The sequence below is a fragment of the Nitrosomonas sp. genome (assembly GCF_019752095.1).
In the GTDB taxonomy this organism is placed as follows: Bacteria; Pseudomonadota; Gammaproteobacteria; order Burkholderiales; family Nitrosomonadaceae; genus Nitrosomonas.
Window position 1 is genome coordinate 80,364 of the sequence record NZ_JAIEMO010000014.1, and the last position, 21,432, is coordinate 101,795.

The window sequence follows — 21,432 nt, forward strand, 5'->3', positions numbered from 1 at the left end:
AAAACTAACTTGGAAGCATTAATTAAGGTATTCGAATGCTTTAACAACCTTGCGTACACCAGAAGTAGAACTGGCAATCTGGGCGGCGTTATCGCCTTCTTCGCGCGTCACCATTCCGAGCAAGTACACAACGCCATTTTCAGTAACAATTTTGACGTGATTGATCTGGAACTTACGTTGAGCCAGGAAACGCGCTTTCACTTTGGAAGTCAGTAGCGTGTCATGACTGCGGGATGACAATGCAGTGTTACCGGCAATGGCAATTTCATTGTGGATGCGACGCACATTATCAACACCCATGGCTAGTCTTTCAATATTCGTCTTGATAGCTTCGGTAGGTGCTTCTCCGGTTAATAGCACGATCCGGTTGTAGCTGGTCACATTAATGTGGACGCTATTACCAAATTGTTGATGAATACGCCGTGAAGCTTTGAGTTCGATACCTTCATCCTCAATAAAAATACCGCTGGTTCTACGATCTTCAGAGATATACGAATTCGATCCTGAAGCCGTGCTTACTGAATACAAAGGACAGCCTGTTAAAAATGGAAAGCATAGTAAAAGAGGCAGCCACTGCCAATTGAGATATTTCATTTGATTAACTCCACAGAATTCAAATTTTCATGCCTGATAATACAGTAAAATAGCCTGATGACGAACAATCCGTTAGCCAAAGCACGGGTTAACAAACAACATGAGTACAAAAGAATCGCAGCAAACAATCAACCAAACTAGAGTAACCACGGGTAACGGCGAAACCTCATCAGCGGTGCTCGGCGTTGCAGTGGGTGAGGAGCGCTATTTGATATCGATGGCAGAGGTCAGTGAAGTCATACCGATACCAAAATTGGCACATGTTCCGCTGACGCAACCCTGGTTCCTGGGTGTGGCTAATGTACGCGGTAATCTTTACGGGATTACAGATTTAGGTGTATATCTGGGAAAAGATTCCATGCCGTTCAATCAAAAATCGCGAATATTATTGGCGTCGCCCGGTGATAAGCTGTATGGCGGATTCATCGTAAACAGCATGCTAGGAATCAGAAATTTATCTGAATTTACCTCTACCAGAACTGCCAAGAAGAAACTGCCCAAAGGCGTTATTAAACAGTACAAGGATACGGAAGGCCGTTTATGGCAGGAATTGAGCTTATTTGCTTTAATCCGTGAGGAGAAATTTTTGCAGATCGCTCGTGAGTGATAGCTGCCTGATCCCGTGCCAATACGTTTTTATTTGAAATTTTTTGAATAGAGATCTAAAGAAACATGACGATTTCCCAATCAACAGCAAAAAACAAAGCTAAAATTCTGGCCGAAGCCTTGCCGTATATCCAGCGTTTTCATGGCAAAACCATTGTGATTAAATACGGTGGCAATGCGATGGTGGAAGAAAATCTCAAACACGGATTTGCGCGTGACGTCGTGCTGTTGAAACTGGTCGGTATGAACCCGGTGATCGTGCATGGTGGTGGTCCACAAATTAACGATATGCTCAAGCGCGTCGGCAAGCAGGGCGAATTTATCCAGGGCATGCGCGTAACCGATGACGAAACCATGAATGTGGTTGAAATGGTACTGGGCGGATCGGTCAATAAGGATATCGTGAATCTGATCAATCGTCATGGTGGCAAAGCCGTCGGCTTGACGGGCAAAGACGGCGCTTTTATCCGTGCCAAAAAAATGCTGATGGCGGATCGCGAAACCGCAGGCAAATGGATTAACATCGGGCAGGTCGGTGAAATTGAATCGATTGATCCGACGCTCATCGCGCTACTCGACACGCAGGATTTTATCCCAGTTATCGCGCCGATTGGCGTGGGTGCCGAAGGTGAATCGTATAATATCAATGCCGATATGGTCGCGGGTAAATTGGCGGAAATTCTCAGAGCGGAAAAACTGATTCTGTTATCCAACATACCCGGCGTGCTGGATAAGGATGGCAACCTGCTGACAGGTTTGACAGCGCAGCGAGTCGATGAATTATTCGCTGATGGCACCATTTCAGGTGGCATGCTGCCAAAAATTGGGTCGGCGCTGGATGCCGTCAAGAAAGGCGTTAGATCCTGCCATATTATTGACGGGCGCGTGGAACATGCGCTGCTGCTGGAAATTCTGACCGATCAGGGCGTCGGCACGTTGATCAAAGAAAACCAGGAAGAATTCACTTAACTGTCATTCCGAGCAGCGCCAAAAATCTACACAAATTCCTCATCTTGTCCGGAATGACAATCGTGCATTAACGGGATTTTCTTCAAGCGCAACACACATCACACTTACCAACGCTTACCTAAAGCGGTCAAAATACCCCGCAGAATCTGCACTTCCTCTTTCTCCAACCGCGCGCGGCCAAATAATCGGCGAATGCGCTGCATCAATAGCCTGGGCTTTTGCGGATCGAGGAAATCACTGGCAATCATAACTTGCTCAAGATGCGCATAGAATAATTCCAGCTCATTGAAATTGGCCGGTGATCCAATTGGGGGGATAGGCTCCTCATGTTCAATCAGCGCCATGCGCAACTCATACGCCATCACCTGCACAGCGCTTGCCAGGTTTAAAGAAGAAAATTCCGGATTGGCGGGAATGTGGATGATCATCTGGCATTTGCTCACCTCCGCTGTGGTCAGGCCGGAAGTTTCCGCGCCGAATAGCAAAGCCACCGGCTGCTGTCGCGCATAGCGCAATAGTTCCCGCGCACCCTGCCGCGCATTGAAAATATCATGCGATAGACCGCGCGGACGCGCGGTGATTGCGGCACTCAGCACGGTGCTTTCCAGCGCTTCATCTAGTTCAGAGCAGACCTTTATTTTTTCCAGAATATCGCGTGCACTGACCGCACGGTCATCGGCTGCTTTATCCGGGAAAAGCCGGGGATTAATCAGATAAAGCGAACTCAACCCCATCGTTTTCATCGCCCGCGCCGCCGCACCAATATTGCCGGGATGGCTGGTGTGGCTGAGGATGATGCGAACGTTATCAAGTGGGGAAAGTGTATTCATGTGGGTGAATCTAATTGAAAAGAAACGTATAACATCTGAGAGTAATCCATGCGGCAATGAGCCTGATTCTAACAGAACCATCCAGCCAAAGGAGCTAAGGCACCTTTCAATACCGGTCATTTCGAGCATAGCGAGAAATCTTATTGCTCACGCGCAAAGGTTCTTCACCTTGCTCGGAATGACAGAAGACGGTTAATTGGCTCAATAAAACGCTGACGCTAAGCGTTTGTTCACTGGTAGAATCCATGGGGTCAATGGCGGTGCGCCTTACTTCATATCAGGAAATTAATACGCAATCATGGCAGAGAACCAAGACAAGAAGGCAGGCAATGGCGCAAACCAAAAGCCACAGCAAGAAACCATGCTCGATGATGAATTTTCGCTTGAATTGCAGCAGGCACCACAAGGCTCGGCGACCGCTAAAAAACCATCAGCCGCAAAACCGGCGCCGGATCGCACAAATGCCAAGAATCAGGAATCGGAAGTGCTCAGTTACCGCCATGACGACAAACGCACCAACAATCCGCATGTCGGCATGGTCGATACGCACTCGGATGGCGTGGAAGGCAAAACGCTCTGGCAATACGATCCGCACATCGATCCTGCGCTCAATTTCGACAGTCACCGTTCCACGATTGAGAACCTGATTGACGACGCTTTGGCATCGGGTGACAAAGACCGGATGCAATCGGCGCTGGAGCAACTCAAGCGCATGCAGTCACCGTATCTGAACTGGGCCGGCAAAGCCGAGCGCACAAGCTTTGCTGTCGATACCGTGTCGCTGCATGTGCATGAACGGATCGACCCGGCGACCATTCTGGCGGCAGTGCAGAAAAAGATGAAAGAAGGCAAAGGAAAAAGCGGCGCCGCTATTCAGCCGGATTTGTTTCATGCGCCGTTTGAGAACTTGCCGTTACGCGAGGCGATCGACTTTTACAAACACGAGCGCGACTGGTCAAACCGGCTCATCGCCGGAGATTCCCTGCTGGTGATGAATTCGCTGTTGCAGAAGGAAGGCATGGCCGGGCAGGTGCAGATGATCTATATCGACCCGCCCTACGGCATCAAATACGGCTCCAACTTTCAGCCGTTTGTAAGTGAAAAAAGAGTGGAAGACAGAAAAGATGAAGATTTGACTCAAGAACCGGAAATGATCAAGGCGTTTCGCGATACCTGGGAATTGGGCATCCACTCGTATCTGACTTATCTGCGCGACCGGTTGTTATTGGCGAAGGAACTGTTGCACGAATCGGGAAGTGTGTTTGTGCAGATTTCAGATGAAAATTTGCATTTGACTAGAAATCTTCTTGACGAAGCGTTTGGGATCAAAGGATTTGTGAGCGTTATTACTGTTAAGAAAACTGGGGCTCAGACAAGTAACCTTTTATCACCTGTTAGTGATTACTTGGTTTGGTATACAAAAAATCGAGAAGGACTTGTGAAAAAATTCAAACCTTTACTAAAGGATTTTGATGATGTGGATAACAATATTTCTGATTCTTACGAGAAAGAGCATGTGAGATTTGGTTCAGACCAGAAGTTTCAAGATGTTTCGTTGACCTCAAATCGGCCAGCTAGAGAACATGAAATGTTTTCCCTTGAGTTTGAAGGAAAGCATTATGAGCTATCAAGAAACCGCACATGGTCAACATCGCAAATTGGCTATCGTAGATTAGTGTTGGCTAACCGTATCTTGGCTCGTAAAACAAGTATCAGATATGTCAAGTTTTCTAAAGATTTCCCTGCTTCAGTTGTCGGTAATCTATGGGCAGATGTCGCTGGTGCAAAGGATAAAATATATGTTGTTCAGACGAATCAGAAAGTAATTGAACGCTGCCTCTTAATGACCACCGATCCCGGTGATCTGGTACTCGACCCCACCTGCGGTTCCGGTACTACTGCTTACGTTGCCGAAAAGTGGGGACGTCGCTGGATTACCTGTGACACGTCGCGCGTAGCCGTGACGCTGGCCAAGCAGCGACTGATGACCGCAAGCTATGACTATTATGCCCTGAAATTTCCACAGGAAGGCTTGCGCAGCGGCTTCATCTACAAAACCGTGCCGCACGTCACGCTAAAATCCATCGCCAATAATCCCGATATCGACGAGATTTATGCGCGCATGCATCCGGCGGTTGAAAGTGCGCTGGCGGCGTTGAATGTCGCCCTTTCCGATGCGCCGTCATTCCCGCGCAGGCGGGAATCCAGTGATTCGGCAAAGGGTGTGGATGCCCGTCTGCGCGGGCATGACGATCAGGGGAAAAGTGGGCGAGACGATCAAGATCAAAGTGGAAATGATGACGGCTTGAAAGAGTGGCAAGTGCCGTTCGAGTTTCCCGCTGATTGGTCGGAAGCTGCCAGAAAACCCTTCGATGCCTTCCACGCTGCGCGACAGACGATGCAAAAGCAAATGGATGATTCAATCGCCGCGCATGCGGATTCTGAAATTCTGTATGACCAGCCTGCCGTATCCAAAAACAAACTGCGCATTACCGGCCCGTTCACGGTGGAGGCGGTGCCGTTTGCCACAGTGCTTGGGCTGGATGAAGTCGAGCAATCGAAACAAGCGGATGTGGCGGTGGCGCGCTCAGGTGCGACGTCACGGCATGCGCAATGGCGCGATGAATTGCTCAAGGCGGGAATTCGCGGCAAAGGCGGGCAGAAAATTCAGTTGGTCGATTTGACGCCGTTGCCGGGAGCGAAATATATCCATGCCGTCGGCACGGTGGACGAGAGCGGCGACAAAGTGGCGGTGAGCTTTGGGCCGGAACATGCGGCATTGGAACAGCGCCAGGTGGAAATCGCCATGCGCGAAGCGGGTGGATTGTTTCCATTACCGAAGATGTTGGTGTTCTGCGCCTTTACCTTTGATCCGGAGGCCGCCAAGGATATCGACAACATCAAGGGCATCATGGCGTTGAAAGTGCAGATGAATACTGATTTGCTGACCGAAGATCTGAAGAAGGGGCGCGCCAGCAATGAGTCGTTCTGGTTGATGGGGCAACCGGATGTGCTAGTCAGGCAAGTCAAGGACGATTGCTATCAAGTTGAAGTGCGCGGTTTTGATTATTTTGATACTAAAACCGGTGAACTGAAATCCGGCGGCCAAAAGAATATCGCGATGTGGGCGCTGGATACCGATTACGACAATCGCTCGCTGTTTCCGCGTCAGGTGTTTTTCCCGATGGCGGGGGCCAAGGACGGGTGGCACAAATTGCGCAAGGATATCCGTGCCGAACTCAACGGAGAATTGCTGGAACAGTTTCACGGCACCGTGTCGCTGCCGTTTGCCGCCGGGGAGAACGAATGTATCGCGGTGAAGATCGTCGATGATCGCGGCATCGAATCGCTCAAAGTGATTCATCTGGATCGGGAGTAACACACGGTCATGCGTGACAAACCTCAATCTTCGCTGATTATCAATTCGCCGTATCACAAGCCGGATCGCTACTGGGATCAGGATGAAAACGGCAAACTGCTCAGTATCCAGCCAGGGCGCCGTCCGGCGGCGTATGAATTGTATGACACGCGTACCAACACGCGGCGCGTGGAAAAACTGGAACGCGTCAATGCCATTCGAGAGCGCCTGGATAGCTGGCGTGATGCCGGCTGGCCCGGCGTGACCAGCGTCACGCGGCAATTACTGGAGCATTGGTTTGATCGCGGCGAATGGGACAGTGACGAGAAACGCTGGAGCGGCGGGCCACGGCAATATCCTTTTTATTTTTGCCAGCTGGAAGCGATTGAGGCGCTGATCTGGTGGCTGGAAGCACCGCAAGACTATAAGCAGGGAATTTTCCTGCCGGGCGACGGCGGGCCGTGGGAGCGCATTTGCAACAAAATGGCGACGGGTTCGGGCAAGACCTCGCTGATGGCATTGATCATCACCTGGCAAGTGTTAAATGCGCTGCACTACCCCGAGAATCCTCGTTTTTCCAAAGCCGTACTGATTGTGACGCCGGGGCTGACGGTCAAAAGCCGTTTGCAGGTGCTGTACCCAGGGCATGACAAGAATGTCTATGACGAATTCCGCCTGTGCCCGAACGAAGCCATGCGGCAGCGGCTCAATCAGACCGAGTTGCTGATTGAAAACTGGCATACCTTGATGGCGCTGAAAGAACAGGATCGATCGGTGGTTAAAAAAGGCCGGGAAAGCGATGAAGCGTTTACCCGCCGTGTGCTGGGCAAGCTGGCGGCGTACAAGGATCTGATCGTGATAAACGATGAAGCGCATCATGCTTACCGTAAACCGGCGGAATTGAAAGTCAGCAAGAAAGAAGCGGAAGAATTGGGGATTGATCTGGACGAGGCGACGCGCTGGATTGACGGTCTGGATCGCATCCATAAAACCCGACGCATTCGCCGCTGCTTTGATCTGTCGGCGACACCATTCGCACCCACAGGCAAGACCAATACCGAGGCCGGTTTGTTCGAGTGGATTATTTCGGACTTTGGCTTGAATGATGCGATTGAGGCGGGGTTGGTTAAAACGCCGCGCATTGTGGTGCGCGATGATGCATTGCCGAATGCCAGAAGCTATCGCAGCAAGCTGTACCATTTGTATCGTGAAGTTGAAGTCAGTCAGGATTTAAATCGTAAAGCAGCCGTTACTGATCCTTTACCGGACCTGGTGCAAAAAGCCTATGCCATCCTGACGTATGACTGGCGCGAGACAGCGCAGGCCTGGGCGGATAGCGGGCATACCATCCCGCCCGTGTTGCTGACTGTTTGCAATCGTACCGAAACGGCGGCGCGTATCGAAAAATTCTTCAACAGTGGCGATTGTTTGATCAAAAGTACGCAAGCACCGGAGAGAACGTTAAGGGTCGATTCGCGCGTGCTGGAAAAAGCCGAACGGGGTGAGTCGGTGACTAAAGATGCCGACTACGAGCAGCGATTGACGGCGATTATTCAAGCTGCCGGCTTGCCGTCCGACAAGACTGAGGCTTTGCTGGTTCTCAAGCAACAGGAGCAGTTGCGGGCTTTGGTTGATACTGTAGGTAAACGCGGACAACCGGGGCAGCAATTGCAGAATGTAATTTCGGTGGCCATGCTGTCAGAGGGGTGGGATGCTGCGAATGTCACCCACATCATGGGGTTGCGCGCGTTTACCAGTCAACTGCTGTGCGAGCAGGTGATCGGGCGCGGTTTGCGACGCGTGGCGTATGACATGGACCAAGATGGTTTGTTGCTGCCGGAGTACGTTAATATTTTTGGCGTGCCATTATCAATATTTCAGGAAATCAGTGATAACAGTGAAATCGAGTTGCGTCCACCCAAACCAAGTGTGCGCGTCGAGGTGGAGCCGGATCGCAATCACCTGGAAATCCGCTGGCCCAATATTCAGCGCATTGATCATGTGTTGAAGCAGGAACTGACGCTGGATTGGGAGAAAACTGAGTCGTTAACGTTAGATCCCATGCAAACACCGTTGAATGCCGAAGTGGCGCCATCATTGACCGGATTTGCCAATCTGGCGATGGCATCGGAGATTGATCTGGAACAAGCCGTGGAGGATTTTCGTTTACAAAATATAATCTTCCGCGCAGCGAGAAAATTGTATTTGCAAAGCGCGGACAGTTTCAGTGGTGATAAGCAGTTTCTTGCGATCCAGTTGATTCATATCGTTGAAGCATTTCTGCAAAGCGAGAAGCTCAATATTCCAAGTCTGTGGCATCAAGACCCCACACGTAAGCAGATATTGTTTGCATTGAACATGGATACCGTGGTCGGACATGTGAACCGATTTATCAGCGCGCAGAATGTCGAAAAGCTTGAAGCGATATTTGATGAAACGTATCCGATTGGTTCTACAGCGCAGATGCGGCCCTGGATGACAACCAGACCTTGTCTGGCTACTGATAAATCACAAATTAGTCATGCGGTATACGATAGTGCATGGGAAAAAGTTGTGGCGGATCTTTGTGAGAAAGCTCCACAAGTGGTGGCGTGGGCTAAAAATGATCACTTGGATTTTGTCATTCGCTATTTATGGCGCGGTTCTTCACGCAATTTTGTACCGGATTATCTGATCCGGCTAAATAATGGCAAAACACTGGTGCTGGAAGTCAAAGGCGTGGACAACGAGCAAAACAAAGTCAAGCGTGCAGCAATGGCAATCTGGATCAAAACAGTGAATGAGCAGGGCGGTTTTGGTCAGTGGTGCTTTGATGTGGTGTTTGAGCCTTCAAGAACGCGGGATGTGTTGCTCACGCATGCGGGTATTGACCTTTAGCGATGAGAGCACTCATCTAAAAAACGAGTTTATACTGAGTTAGCAGCAAGTAATCGCGAGGTGCTTTCAGATTTTACTATCCAATCCATTCTCGGCCAGTTCTGCCGCGCGCAAAATAGCTTTGGCTTTATTCTGCGTTTCTATCCATTCGTTTTGAGGGATTGAATCAGCAACGATGCCCGCACCTGCCTGCACGTGCAGTTGGCCATCCTTGATCACAGCGGTGCGAATCGCAATGGCCAGATCCATATCACCGTTAAATCCAAGATAGCCGACTGCTCCGGCATACACGCCGCGTTTGGAGACTTCCAGTTCGTCAATGATTTCCATCGCGCGCACTTTGGGTGCGCCGCTTACAGTGCCGGCCGGGAACGTGGCGCGCAGCACGTCAATCGCGCTGAGTTCCGGTTTTAGTTTGCCATCCACATTGGATACGATGTGCATGACATGGGAATAATTTTCAATTTGCATTTTTTCCGTGACTTTGACGGTTCCGGTTTGTGCCACACGACCGATATCATTGCGGCCCAGATCCATCAGCATGACGTGTTCGGCTATTTCTTTCGGGTCGGCTAGCAGATCGGCTGCCAATGCGGCGTCCTCCTGGGGGGTTTTGCCCCGCGGACGCGTGCCGGCAATCGGGCGCACAGTGACCGTGTCGCCTTCCAGGCGCACCAATATTTCAGGCGATGCGCCGACAACATGAAAATCATCAAAATGGTAGAAAAACATATAGGGAGAAGGGTTGAGGCTGCGTAGTGCGCGATAGAGCGCCAGCGGCGATGCGGTGTAGGGTTTGCTGGTGCGTTGCGATAACACCACTTGCATGATATCGCCATCATAAATATAGCGCTTGGCCCGCTCAACAGCGGCTTTGAACGCTGCTTCAGGAAATTCCGCAATGGCAGCGCCGGAAGTAACGCCTTGTTCGGTTGGGATCGTTACCGGCTGGCGTAACTTTGCCAGCAGAGCCTTGAGCCGCTGACGTCCGGTTTGATAAGCATTTTCCTGCGCCGGATCGGCATAAACAATCAGATAGAGTTTGCCGGAGAGGTTGTCTACCACGGCCAGTTCTTCCGACAATAACAACAAGATATCCGGTGTATTCAAGCTATCCGGCTTGGTGTGGCCTTTAAGTTTGTGCTCGATGTAGCGCACAGTATCGTATGAGAAGTAGCCAGCCAGTCCACCACAGAAGCGGGAATTTCCGGCCGGGCACGGAGCGGCTTTAAATCGCGCCAGATAGGATTCGATATAGGCCAGGGTGTCGCTAACCGTGACGGTTTCGACTGCGTCGTGATTTATTATGGTGATCGTGTCTTCGTGCACCACCATGCGCGTTGTTGCCGGTAGCCCGATAATCGAAAACCGGCCAAAGCGCTCGCCACCCTGTACCGATTCCAATAAATAGGAATAGGGTTGGTTGGCCAGTTTCAGGTAAATCGATAAAGGGGTATCAAGATCCGCATAAGTTTCCAGAACTATGGGAATACGATTGTATCCCTGCTGCGCGAGCTGATTGAATTCGGCTTCGGTCATTCTTGTTTCTAAGCGATTCTTTTAACCAGTTTTGATGCATCCAGCAGCGTCTCGACGATCGCGTCGCAATCCAGTTCGTACACATCGCGCCCCTCATTGTAACCATAGGGTACACAGAATACAGGGCAACCGGCTGCTCGGGCGGCGATCGCATCATTCAATGAGTCGCCGATCAGCAACACTTCATGCGGTTGCGCATCGAAGTGCTTGCAAATATGTATGAGCGGCATGGGGTCCGGCTTTTTCTTGGGGAGGCTATCGCCTGACAGAACGATCTCAAATTTTTCAAATAATCCTGTCGCATGCAGCAGCGGTATGGTGAATGCTTCAGCTTTGTTAGTGATGCAGGCCAATTTATAGCCGGCTTGCTGCAAGGCTTGTATGCCCTCGACAACACCGGGATAGGGGCGCGTATTTACACTCAAATTGTTGGCGTAATGTTGTTCGTAAATCGGCAATGCTTTGGCAAACAAAGCGGCATCGGGTTCTGCATCCAGTTGCCCGGTTAATGTGCGTTTGACCAGTTTTTGTATGCCTTTCCCGATATAGGAGCGAATCGTTGCTGTCGATTGTTCTGGCATGCCCAGATCCTTCAGCATCAGGTTTGCGGATAAGGCGAGGTCTTCAGCGGTATCGAGCAATGTGCCGTCCAGATCAATCATGATGACCTTGATCGCTATTGGAGATGTTATTTTTTTAGCTGAAGCTGTGTTGCCAGAAGAGATATGATTCATTGGAATAGTGGAAAGCGATATTTTCGTAAAGTTGTGGTTGATTAAGCTTTGGCTAACTCAGCCCGGAATGCAGCAACGACGCTGTCATATCGATGTGGATCAGAGTCATTGCGAGCCTGATAAATCGCAGAACCAGCGACGAAAGTATCGGCACCGGCACGAGCGATTTCGGCAATGTTGTCCACTTTCACGCCACCGTCGATTTCCAGCATAATGTCTTTGCCACTCGCATCGATAAGCTTTCTGACGGCGCGTAGTTTGTTCAGTGCTTCAGGTATGAATTTCTGTCCGCCAAACCCTGGATTGACCGACATGATCAAAATTAGATCCAGTTTGTCGAGCACGTGATCCAAATAGTGCAATGGTGTGGCAGGATTAAACACTAATCCTGCTTTGCAGCCTTGTTCTTTAATTAATCCGATGGTGCGATCAATGTGATTTGAGGCTTCCGGATGAAATGAGATGATATTGGCGCCAGCCTTGGCAAAATCAGGAATAATGCGATCTACAGGCTGTACCATCAGATGCACGTCGATAATTGCATCAGTGACTGGGCGAAGAGCTTCGCAAACCAAGGGGCCAATGGTTAGATTGGGGACATAATGATTGTCCATTACATCAAAATGAATAATATCTGCGCCTGAATCAATCACATCGGTGACTTCTTGACCCAATTTGGCGAAATTAGCAGAAAGAATGCTGGGTGCTAGACGGTACATGGAAATAACCTCTTAATATTCAAATCCGTTATTTTAACCGCAAATGACAGGCTGCGCGTAAAAGAGTGATTGTTAATGGATAATATTTCCAATAATCATACAGCTGTTTCTTGGTAAACTACTGTTGAAAACGTAAAACAGTTTGGAACAAAAAGATGACCGAAGAGAAGAAGTATGAAATTGATATCAATGTTCGTACCATATATTTGCCCGATCAGTCGGATGAAGAATCGGATCGGCATGTGTTTGCTTATACCATTACCATTGCGAATAAGGGGTCAGTGGCAACTCAGCTTATCAGCAGGCATTGGATTATCGATAACGGTGATGGCACTACTCAGGAAGTGCGCGGGTTGGGCGTTGTGGGCGAACAGCCATTGCTCAAGCCGGGTGATAGCTTTGAATATACCAGTGGAACGGTGATTTCTACTTCAGTTGGATCAATGAAAGGAAGCTACCAGATGGCGGCTGAAGATGGTTTTCATTTTGATGTGGCCATACCGGAGTTTATCCTGAGTGTTCCCAGAACGCTGCATTAGTGTGGCTGATTTTAGTTCTGGTGTTACGTGTGATGCTTCAAAGCTTTCATCATTTCAATGACAGGTAAGCTCTATTTGATTCCGGCGCCAATCAGTCAAACCGATATCGCTTGGGTGTTGCCGGCGGCAGTGCAACAATGTGTTGCGGAAATTTCTCATTTTATCGTTGAGCATCCTAAGACGGCGAGGCAATTTCTGAAACAGTTGCATTGCAAATGTCCTCTGCAGGAATTAAATATGCAGACCCTGAATGAGCATACGCAGGCAAAAGATTTGTTGTCTTTGCTGGATCCAATTTTGGCTGGGCATGATGTGGGCTTGCTGTCCGAAGCGGGTTGCCCGGCAGTGGCGGATCCTGGAGCCGGACTTGTCAGGCTGGCACATAAAAAAAATATTCCTGTCGTGCCTTTGGTCGGGCCATCATCTATATTACTAGCGTTGATGGCATCAGGCTTAAATGGGCAACGATTTGCCTTTCATGGTTATTTGCCGGTTGAGAGCGTAGCCAGAGCGAGTAAAATATTAGAACTGGAAAAAGTATCGATCAATCTGCAGCAAACGCAGATCTTCATTGAAACCCCTTACCGTAACCAGAAATTGCTCGAGCAACTCGTCAAAGTGTGCAATGACAATACCGACTTGTGCGTTGCAACCGACCTGACATTTGTCCGTGAAAGGATTGCAACTAAATCGATCAAAGAATGGCGACGCTCTCTGCCAGACATCAATAAAATACCGGCAATTTTTTTATTGCAGGGATAGCTGATTTCAGTATGGATGTTACCCGGCAATCTGAGTGATTATTGATCTGGATGTTTTTTCTGAATAAATTCTATTTTGTAGCCGTCGGGATCTTCGATAAATGCAATGACTGTCGTGCCATGCTTCATCGGGCCAGCTTCACGGGTTACTTTGCCACCCATTTTTTTGGTGTTCTCGCAGGCTTGATAAGCATCCTCAACCTCAATAGCAATATGACCAAAACCTTCGCCCAGGTTGTAAGAAGGTGTATCCCAATTGTGCGTCAGTTCCAGTACGGTACCATTAGCTTCATCCTGGTAACCTACAAAAGCGAGAGTGAATTTGCCATCCGGGTAATCTTTGCGGCGGAGTAATTTCATTCCTAAAACTTGTAAATAAAACGCCAGTGATTGTTCGAGATTTCCGACTCGCAGCATCGTATGTAGGATACGCATTTAAATTTTTACCATTTCAAAATCTTCTTTACGCGCGCCGCATTCCGGGCAGGTCCAATTGATTGGCACATCTTCCCAGCGCGTACCCGGTTCAATGCCCTCATCTGGGGAACCTAAGGCTTCATCATAGATGTAGCCGCAAATTAAGCACATATAACGATTATATTGACCATTTTCTTCGGTAGGCATGATAGATAGCAGTGTCCTTTTAGGTTAAAATGATATTTTACGGTATTAATGCATGTTACAGCCACCCCCAATCGTACTTTCTTTTGCTGCCAATGACCCTAGTGGCGGGGCAGGTCTGCAGGCGGATATGTTGACTATCGCCAGTTTGGGTTGTCATCCATTGTCCGTCATGACGGCTATAACTGTCCAGGATACAGCAGGCGTAGATGAAGTAATGCCGCTGGATTCCGAATGGGTTGTAGACCAAGCGCGAGCCGTGTTGGAAGACATGCCGGTTCACGCGTTTAAGATTGGTTTGTTGGGTAGCGTTGAAAATATTGCTGCTATCGCGGAAGTCATTTCTGATTACCCTCATATCCCTTTAGTGATGGATCCCATACTGACCTCCGGACGCGGGGATGAGCTCGCTAACGAAGAAATGATTGATGCGATGCGTGATTTATTGTTGCCGCAGGTTACGATATTAACGCCCAATAGTTTGGAGGCAAGACATCTAGCGCAGCTGGATAGTGACGGTAATGAAAGCAGATTGGATTTGAATGTTTGTGCGCATCGATTGTTGGATATGGGATGTGGATATGTATTGATAACCGGCACGCACGAGAATACAGCGAAGGTGACGAATACCTTGTTTGACATTGATGGCATGGTGCGATCAGATCAGTGGAATCGGCTTGAACATACTTATCATGGTTCGGGTTGTACGCTGGCATCGGCGATCGCCGCATCGTTAGCCAATGGATTATCCATTAGTGAAAGTGTAATAGAAGCGCAGGATTATACCTGGCATGCACTGCAAGCTGGGTTCCGTCCCGGTATGGGGCAATATATTCCCAACCGGCTTTTCTGGGTTAAAGATATTGCAGATAGTGAAGACGAAAATGTCGGTGCGGTCGTTGAAAAGCCGGAGGATTAGAGGGTTGTATGCGATAACTCCTGATTCTGAGGATACCCATGATCTGTTGGATAAGACGCAACAAGCTCTAGCGGGTGGGGCGGGGTGTATTCAATATCGCAATAAATCAGCAGATAACGTTTTACGTAAGAAGCAAGCCAGCTTATTGTTGCAGTTGTGCAGCAAGTATGAAATTCCTCTAGTTATCAACGATCATATTGATCTTGCAATAGAGATTGATGCGGACGGAGTGCATGTGGGGCGGGACGATACATCAGTATCCGATGCGCGAAAATTGTTGAAGCAAGGAAAAATTGTTGGCGCATCATGTTATAACAATCTGAATCTGGCGATTGAAGCAGAAAAACAAGGGGCTGATTATGTCGCCTTCGGCGCTTTTTTTCCTTCAGTGACCAAACCGGATGCGACACCGGTTTCGATGAGTCTGATCAATCAAGCAAGGCGAACGGTAACAACGTCAATTGTCGGGATTGGCGGAATCCAGTTGACCAATGCGGCTGCAATGGTGATTGATAACGGATGTGATGCCATTGCCGTTTGTAGCGATTTGTATCAGGCTAAAAATATTAAGCTTAGAGCAGCGCAATATGCGCACTTATTTACACAAAATCTGTAATACATTTGAATCCGGGTTATCTTTATCAATTCTTTTTATGAGTAACTAAATGACTTCACGTAATCATCAATTATTTGAACAATCTCAGCAATATATTCCCGGCGGCGTTAATTCTCCAGTTCGTGCGTTTAAATCGGTGGGTGGTGAGCCGGTTTTTTTTCAACGCGGCGAAGGTGCCTATTTCTGGGATGCAGACGGTAAATCGTACATCGATTATGTCGGCTCATGGGGTCCTTTGATTTTGGGTCATGCGCATCCGGAAGTCGTTAAGGCGGTTCAGACTGCGGCACAGAATGGTTTAACTTTTGGCGCACCTACTGAGGCGGAACTGGAAATCGCGCAATTGATTTGTCAATTGGTTCCATCCATTGAACAGGTGCGATTAGTGAGCTCCGGTACCGAAGCAGGCATGAGCGTTATCCGCTTGGCGCGGGGATTTACCGGCAGAAGTAAAATCATTAAATTTGAAGGTTGCTACCATGGTCACGATGACTCCTTGTTAGTTAAAGCGGGTTCGGGTGCATTAACCTTCGGTAATCCTAGTTCCGCCGGGGTGCCGGCGGAAACAGCCGGTCATACGATTGTTCTGGACTACAACGACATAGCAGGCATTGAAGCCGCATTCAACCAATGGGGCAAAGAGATCGCTGCGGTGATTGTCGAGCCGGTTGCCGGCAATATGAATCTGATAGCGCCACAAGCTGATTTTCTGACCAAGCTTCGGACATTTTGTACGCAAAATGGCAGTGTATTAATATTTGATGAAGTGATGACGGGATTTCGTGTCGGGCTAGGGGGCGCGCAAGGATTGTACCAGATCAAACCTGATCTGACTGCATTGGGCAAAGTCATCGGTGGTGGCATGCCGATGGCGGCATTTGGCGGACGTCGCGATATCATGCAGTGCCTGGCGCCACTGGGTCCGGTTTATCAGGCGGGTACTTTGTCCGGTAATCCGGTGGCCGTTGCAGCGGGATTGGCTACGTTAAAGTTGATTCAAGCGCCTGGTTTTTACGATCAATTATTCAACAGAACGAAGCAATTGGTCGATGGTGTTACCTCTATAGCTAAAAATCATGGGGTTGATTTTTGTGCGCAATCTATTGGCGGTATGTTTGGATTGTATTTTAATAAAAATATACCCGGCAGCTTTGCCGAGGTGATGCAATGCGACAAATCAGCCTTTAACCGATTCTTTCATGCCATGCTGGAGGAAGGTATTTATTTTGCTCCGTCGGCATTTGAAGCAGGTTTTGTGTCGTCGGTGCATGGAGACGATGAATTGGAAAAAACATTATCTGCGGCAGAGAAAATATTTAAGGACTGGTAATGTTTAATCTTTGCCGGATTTAATTCCTCGTCGCTTGCGGCGTGGTGCTTTATTGATTTGTATAAAGTGAAAGTTAAAAAAGGTGGCGAATGCCACCTTTTAATCGATACTCTCGATAATTAAATTAACGAATCGTAGAAATATAAGCTGATACAGCTCGTTTCTCGTTTGCACTCATGCGGCTGACTACTTGTAACATGACTTCATTGTCATTGGCGCGCTCACTTTTGTTAAACAGATCCAGTTGCGTCAGTGTGTATTCGGCGTGTTGTCCTGCTAGTGCAGGGTAATGTGGCGGAATTCCGGAGCCATTGGGACCATGGCAGCTAGCGCAGGCTGGGATGCCGTTCTCAATGTTTCCACCGAGGTAAATAATTTTGCCTGCTTCAAGCAGTCTTTCACTGGCTGTTATTTGGCTTGGAATGGTTTTTTGTTTGGCATAATAGGCGCCAAGCTCTTTCATGTCTTCCTGTGACAGCGCTGCTACCATGGCGGACATGACAGGACTATTGCGTTTGGGCGGTTCATCGCCGGTTGCTTTAAAATCCATCAGCTGCTTGGTGATATACTCGGCATGCTGACCGGCCAAGATAGGATTCATTGGAATAACGCTGTTACCATCTGCATTGTGGCAACCTGCGCATACACCCGCTGCAATTTCTTCAATTGTGGCAGGAGCGGCCGGAGCATCAGCAGGAGTAACTGGAGCATCAGCCGGAGCAGCATCTTCTGTGGTTTCAGCCGAAATTGGCGCAACCATAGCAAATGCTGCGAGCATTATCATCATTTTAATCATTTTCATATTTCTTATTCCGTTTTTTAAAAGGTCTTTCAAAAGTTGCTAGACATGTTAGAAAAATAACAGCGTATTTTAACAAGGCATAACCACGTTAACAACAAAATTAAGCTGATCTTTGTTAATTATAATATTTTATTTTTCAATGAAAATAATCTTTATTATTTTACTGTTAGTGAATATAACCTATGTGATAGGCAATCAGCTCTTTTCTGAAGAGCGAAATAGACTCATGCCGAGCCAAGTAAATCCTGAAAAGATAGTATTAGTTTCGGCACATGAAAGTTGCTTGATTTGGAGTGATTTTTACGAAGAGCAAATACAATATGCTCTGACAGTTTTATCGGAATTATTCCCTGAGCTGCTTTATAGCCTGGAGGAATCGGGTAATACCACTATGTTTTGGTTATATATTTCACCATTCCCGAATAAAGAAGCTGCCAATCGTGAAATTAACAAATTAAGAAATCTTGGTGTTGTTAGTTTTCGTGTCAAAGATGAAACGCAATGGAAGAATGCAATTTCTTTGGGTATGTTTTATGATCAAAAAGATGCGTTGAAACAGTTAAGAGAGACCGAGAAAAAAGGTGTTGCCAATGCTAAGATAGAAGATCGTAGTGTTTTGCTAAGGAAAATAATCATTCATAATCCGACGCAAACGATCAAGGAGCAGATGCAAAAATTAGTTGAGCAATTTGATGACACGCAATTAGTTCAAGGCAAGTGTGAGCGCTTATAATATACCCAGCAAGAATTAATGATATTTCAGAATTTATCACTCAATAATCAAATAATTTAATAATGACGGTACTGATAAAAACACCGCAAGAAATAGAAAAAATGCGCGTTGCAGGACGACTGGCAGCGGAAGTGCTTGATTACATCACACCTCATGTCGTGGCAGGCGTTGCCACTGAGGAGCTGGATACGCTGTGTCATCAGTATATGGTCGATGTGCAAAAAACAATCCCTGCGCCCTTGAATTACGCGCCTGCAGGGCATACGCCTTATCCAAAATCGATTTGTACGTCGGTGAATAATCAGATTTGTCACGGTGTTCCTGGACAAAAGAAGTTAAAAAATGGAGATATTATTAATATTGATATTACCGTGATTTATGAGGGATATCATGGGGACACCAGCCGGATGTTTTACGTTGGAGAACCTTCTATCCAAGCGAAGCGTTTATGTGAGGTTACTTTTGAAGCGATGTGGCGAGGTATCGATGAAATAAAGCCGGGTAAGCATCTGGGCGATATTGGGCATGCCATTCAGAAACTGGCGGAAGGCGTGGGATATAGTGTGGTCAGGGAATTTTGCGGGCATGGAATCGGCGCCAAGTTTCATGAAAATCCCCAAGTGCTTCATTATGGCCGGCCCGGAACCGGAATGGAATTGAAGCCAGGCATGATCTTTACGGTAGAGCCGATGATTAATGCAGGTAAAGCGGCCATTCGCCATCTGCCGGATGGCTGGACCGTTACCACCAAAGATGGCAGCTTGTCAGCACAGTGGGAACATACCATTTTGGTAACTGCAGAGGGTTATGACGTTCTAACCGTATCTGCAGGCACTCCGGGTAAACCCGCTTATCGTTTTTCTAACTAGATTCTCATTCGGGATAAAATGCCAGCCATGATACGAAGCCATCAACGTACACCGGCGAAAATCCGTCCGGTCAGAATAATTCGCCATTACACCAAGCACGCCGATGGTTCGGTATTGGTTGAGTTCGGTGATACCAAAGTGATCTGCACCGCCAGTATCAGCGAGCAAGTCCCTCCTTTTCTCAGAGGCCGGGCACAAGGTTGGTTGACTGCCGAATACGGCATGTTGCCGGGTTCGACGAATACCCGGATGCAGCGCGAAGCGGCAAAAGGCAAGCAATCTGGGCGCACCATGGAAATTCAGCGACTGATTGGACGTTCGTTGCGAGCCGTGGTGGATCTAGAAAAATTGGGAGAACGTACCATTCAAATTGATTGTGATGTAATCCAGGCCGATGGCGGCACGCGCACGGCCAGTATCACCGGGGCGTTTGTAGCGCTGCACGATGCGGTCGAGAAATTGATTTATCAGCAACTCATTGAAACCTCGCCGATCACGGATCATGTCGCGGCGATTTCGGTTGGCATTCATCTAGGCGTGCCAATGCTGGATCTGGATTATGCCGAAGATTCCTCGTGTGATACGGATATGAATGTGGTGATGACCGGGAATCTAGGTATCGTCGAAGTGCAAGGCACTGCGGAAGGAAACGCTTTCAGTCGCAAAGAGCTGGATACGATGTTGGATATGGCGCAACAGGGTATTCAGGAGTTGATTGCGCTGCAAAGAGAAGTTTTGCTGCCAAAATAATCTCCTAATGATAGATACACTGAAGCGGCTGGTGATCGCGAGCAATAATCAGGGCAAGTTGCGTGAAATTAGCGCATTACTTGAGCCGTTGGCCATTGCAGTGGTGCCGCAATCTAATTTTGATGCAGGCGAAGTGGATGAACCCTACGGCACGTTTGTTGAAAACGCTTTGACCAAAGCGCGTCATGCCAGCCGCTACTCCGGGTTGCCAGCCTTGGCGGATGATTCAGGGATTTGTGTCAGTGCGTTGAATGGTGCGCCCGGTGTTTCTTCGGCGCGTTATGCCGGGGAGCCGAAGTCGGATGAACGCAATAACCGGAAATTGGTCGAAGCGCTGAAAAATCAATCCGATCGGCGTGCTTATTATTATTGCGTGATCGTTCTGCTGCGCCATGCCGATGATCCGCAGCCGATCATCGTCGACGGATCGTGGCACGGTGAAATCGTTGATCAACCCAGAGGTGAGGGCGGGTTTGGTTACGATCCGTATTTTTTTGTGCCGGATTTTGGCAAAACTGCCGCTGAATTAACCGCGGAACAAAAGAACCACATTAGCCATCGCGGCCAAGCGCTGGCACAGCTGGTTGCCATTTTACGCGCCGGGAAATTTTAAATAACTATCATCCTACAAAATTTCCTCGATCCCGCAGAGTGATTCTTTGCAAAAACAAAAAACTCTTAGTTATGGACCTGATCCCGTTAAGTCTGGACATTGAGCGAAGGACTGACCCACAATGAACCGATGGAATATCCCAGATTGGTTAGAGAGTGAAGTTATTGCAAGAGACATATGCTGTGTTTATTGCGGTATTCAATTTGGTTGGTGTAGTACCAGAAAGTCAAAGGCCTCGTGGGAGCACATCACTAACGATGCACGGATCGTGACAAGAGAAAACATTGCTCTGTGTTGCGTTTCCTGCAATGCAAGCAAAGGGGCAAAGCTGCTGTCTGACTGGATTGCGTCGTCCTATTGTCGAAACAAAAGCATTGCCCCGCAATCGGTCGCTGACATTGTCAAACGTGCTCTTCTACAACCGCCGGAATATCCAAAATGAATCACCTAATTTAGTTTGTCTCAGCACCAATGCCTGAAATCCGCAAGCGGAGTTAGGCCGCTTGGAATCCTCTGGCTGTGATGGTTTCTCAGTTATAATTTCTGTTTGATGTTGCGAAACATGGATGCGAAGAAAGAGGTGGCCGCACTTGATTGGACAGTTTTACCCATATCTTAAGTGGAAATCTCGCGTTAATGCCTACGCTGTATTT

At 48.2% G+C, this 21,432-nt stretch carries 21 protein-coding genes; 13 read left to right on the plus strand and 8 right to left on the minus strand.

Annotated elements, in window-relative coordinates; genetic code table 11:
• Window positions 1-18: 18 nt before the first annotated feature.
• The gene (locus K2Q13_RS06140; RefSeq protein WP_292920010.1) at window positions 19-594 is read right to left on the minus strand and encodes a BON domain-containing protein; all 576 of its coding nucleotides are present in this window, start codon (window positions 592-594) and stop codon (window positions 19-21) included.
• Window positions 595-694: 100 nt separating this feature from the next.
• On the opposite strand from K2Q13_RS06140, the gene K2Q13_RS06145 reads away from it, so the two are divergent.
• Entirely contained in the window at window positions 695-1,201 is a 507-nt protein-coding gene (locus K2Q13_RS06145) for a chemotaxis protein CheW (RefSeq protein WP_292920012.1), read from the plus strand.
• Between the two features lie 65 nt (window positions 1,202-1,266).
• Window positions 1,267-2,169, plus strand: a complete 903-nt coding sequence (argB, locus tag K2Q13_RS06150; protein WP_292920014.1) for an acetylglutamate kinase — start codon at window positions 1,267-1,269, stop codon at window positions 2,167-2,169.
• A 104-nt stretch (window positions 2,170-2,273) separates the two neighbouring features.
• Here argB and K2Q13_RS06155 read toward each other — a convergent pair whose 3' ends face one another.
• The gene (locus tag K2Q13_RS06155; RefSeq protein ID WP_292920056.1) at window positions 2,274-2,999 is read right to left on the minus strand and encodes an RNA methyltransferase; all 726 of its coding nucleotides are present in this window, start codon (window positions 2,997-2,999) and stop codon (window positions 2,274-2,276) included.
• Between the two features lie 298 nt (window positions 3,000-3,297).
• Here K2Q13_RS06155 and K2Q13_RS06160 point away from each other — a divergent pair, with 298 nt between their 5' ends.
• Both K2Q13_RS06160 and K2Q13_RS06165 read left to right on the plus strand, forming a co-directional pair.
• A complete protein-coding gene (locus K2Q13_RS06160) occupies window positions 3,298-6,378 on the plus strand; it encodes a site-specific DNA-methyltransferase (protein ID WP_292920016.1) in 3,081 nt (1,026 codons plus the stop codon).
• 9 nt (window positions 6,379-6,387) lie between these two features.
• The gene (locus tag K2Q13_RS06165) at window positions 6,388-9,234 is read left to right on the plus strand and encodes a BPTD_3080 family restriction endonuclease (protein WP_292920018.1); all 2,847 of its coding nucleotides are present in this window, start codon (window positions 6,388-6,390) and stop codon (window positions 9,232-9,234) included.
• Window positions 9,235-9,300: 66 nt separating this feature from the next.
• Here the strand turns inward: K2Q13_RS06165 and trpE are convergent, their stop codons facing one another.
• The 3 genes from trpE to rpe are packed head-to-tail and all read right to left on the minus strand — an operon-like array spanning window position 9,301 to window position 12,226.
• Complete coding sequence (gene trpE / locus K2Q13_RS06170) at window positions 9,301-10,773, minus strand: anthranilate synthase component I (protein ID WP_292920020.1); 1,473 nt, start codon at window positions 10,771-10,773, stop codon at window positions 9,301-9,303.
• A gap of 8 nt (window positions 10,774-10,781) precedes the next feature.
• Window positions 10,782-11,507, minus strand: coding sequence for a phosphoglycolate phosphatase (locus K2Q13_RS06175; RefSeq protein ID WP_292920022.1), 726 nt, complete (start codon window positions 11,505-11,507; stop codon window positions 10,782-10,784).
• A 41-nt stretch (window positions 11,508-11,548) separates the two neighbouring features.
• On the minus strand, window positions 11,549-12,226 hold the full coding sequence (gene rpe, locus K2Q13_RS06180) for a ribulose-phosphate 3-epimerase (RefSeq protein ID WP_292920024.1): 678 nt from the start codon (window positions 12,224-12,226) through the stop codon (window positions 11,549-11,551).
• 155 nt (window positions 12,227-12,381) lie between these two features.
• On the opposite strand from rpe, the gene apaG reads away from it, so the two are divergent.
• Window positions 12,382-12,765 carry a Co2+/Mg2+ efflux protein ApaG gene (apaG, locus tag K2Q13_RS06185; protein WP_292920026.1) on the plus strand — a complete coding sequence of 128 codons (384 nt, stop codon included), beginning with the start codon at window positions 12,382-12,384 and terminating at the stop codon, window positions 12,763-12,765.
• Between the two features lie 57 nt (window positions 12,766-12,822).
• Complete coding sequence (locus tag K2Q13_RS06190; protein WP_292920028.1) at window positions 12,823-13,527, plus strand: SAM-dependent methyltransferase; 705 nt, start codon at window positions 12,823-12,825, stop codon at window positions 13,525-13,527.
• Between the two features lie 38 nt (window positions 13,528-13,565).
• On the opposite strand, the gene gloA is transcribed toward K2Q13_RS06190, so the two are convergent.
• Window positions 13,566-13,961, minus strand: coding sequence for a lactoylglutathione lyase (gene gloA, locus K2Q13_RS06195; protein ID WP_292920030.1), 396 nt, complete (start codon window positions 13,959-13,961; stop codon window positions 13,566-13,568).
• Entirely contained in the window at window positions 13,962-14,150 is a 189-nt protein-coding gene (locus K2Q13_RS06200) for a rubredoxin (protein ID WP_292920032.1), read from the minus strand.
• Window positions 14,151-14,202: 52 nt separating this feature from the next.
• Between K2Q13_RS06200 and K2Q13_RS06205 the strand changes: the two genes are divergently transcribed.
• From K2Q13_RS06205 to hemL, 3 genes are read left to right on the plus strand one after another with little or no spacing between them, the layout of a single operon-like run.
• On the plus strand, window positions 14,203-15,066 hold the full coding sequence (locus K2Q13_RS06205) for a hydroxymethylpyrimidine/phosphomethylpyrimidine kinase (RefSeq protein ID WP_292920034.1): 864 nt from the start codon (window positions 14,203-14,205) through the stop codon (window positions 15,064-15,066).
• A 4-nt stretch (window positions 15,067-15,070) separates the two neighbouring features.
• Window positions 15,071-15,682 carry a thiamine phosphate synthase gene (gene thiE, locus K2Q13_RS06210; RefSeq protein ID WP_365725397.1) on the plus strand — a complete coding sequence of 204 codons (612 nt, stop codon included), beginning with the start codon at window positions 15,071-15,073 and terminating at the stop codon, window positions 15,680-15,682.
• 49 nt (window positions 15,683-15,731) lie between these two features.
• The gene (gene hemL / locus K2Q13_RS06215; protein ID WP_292920038.1) at window positions 15,732-17,012 is read left to right on the plus strand and encodes a glutamate-1-semialdehyde 2,1-aminomutase; all 1,281 of its coding nucleotides are present in this window, start codon (window positions 15,732-15,734) and stop codon (window positions 17,010-17,012) included.
• A gap of 124 nt (window positions 17,013-17,136) precedes the next feature.
• On the opposite strand, the gene K2Q13_RS06220 is transcribed toward hemL, so the two are convergent.
• A complete protein-coding gene (locus K2Q13_RS06220; RefSeq protein ID WP_292920040.1) occupies window positions 17,137-17,814 on the minus strand; it encodes a c-type cytochrome in 678 nt (225 codons plus the stop codon).
• Between the two features lie 139 nt (window positions 17,815-17,953).
• On the opposite strand from K2Q13_RS06220, the gene K2Q13_RS06225 reads away from it, so the two are divergent.
• From K2Q13_RS06225 to rdgB, 4 genes are all read left to right on the plus strand, one after another.
• Window positions 17,954-18,547, plus strand: a complete 594-nt coding sequence (locus K2Q13_RS06225) for an SPOR domain-containing protein (protein WP_292920042.1) — start codon at window positions 17,954-17,956, stop codon at window positions 18,545-18,547.
• Window positions 18,548-18,609: 62 nt separating this feature from the next.
• Entirely contained in the window at window positions 18,610-19,416 is an 807-nt protein-coding gene (map, locus tag K2Q13_RS06230; protein ID WP_292920044.1) for a type I methionyl aminopeptidase, read from the plus strand.
• 27 nt (window positions 19,417-19,443) lie between these two features.
• Complete coding sequence (gene rph, locus K2Q13_RS06235) at window positions 19,444-20,166, plus strand: ribonuclease PH (RefSeq protein ID WP_292920046.1); 723 nt, start codon at window positions 19,444-19,446, stop codon at window positions 20,164-20,166.
• Between the two features lie 7 nt (window positions 20,167-20,173).
• Window positions 20,174-20,779 carry an RdgB/HAM1 family non-canonical purine NTP pyrophosphatase gene (gene rdgB, locus K2Q13_RS06240; protein ID WP_292920048.1) on the plus strand — a complete coding sequence of 202 codons (606 nt, stop codon included), beginning with the start codon at window positions 20,174-20,176 and terminating at the stop codon, window positions 20,777-20,779.
• Window positions 20,780-21,432 lie beyond the last annotated feature (653 nt).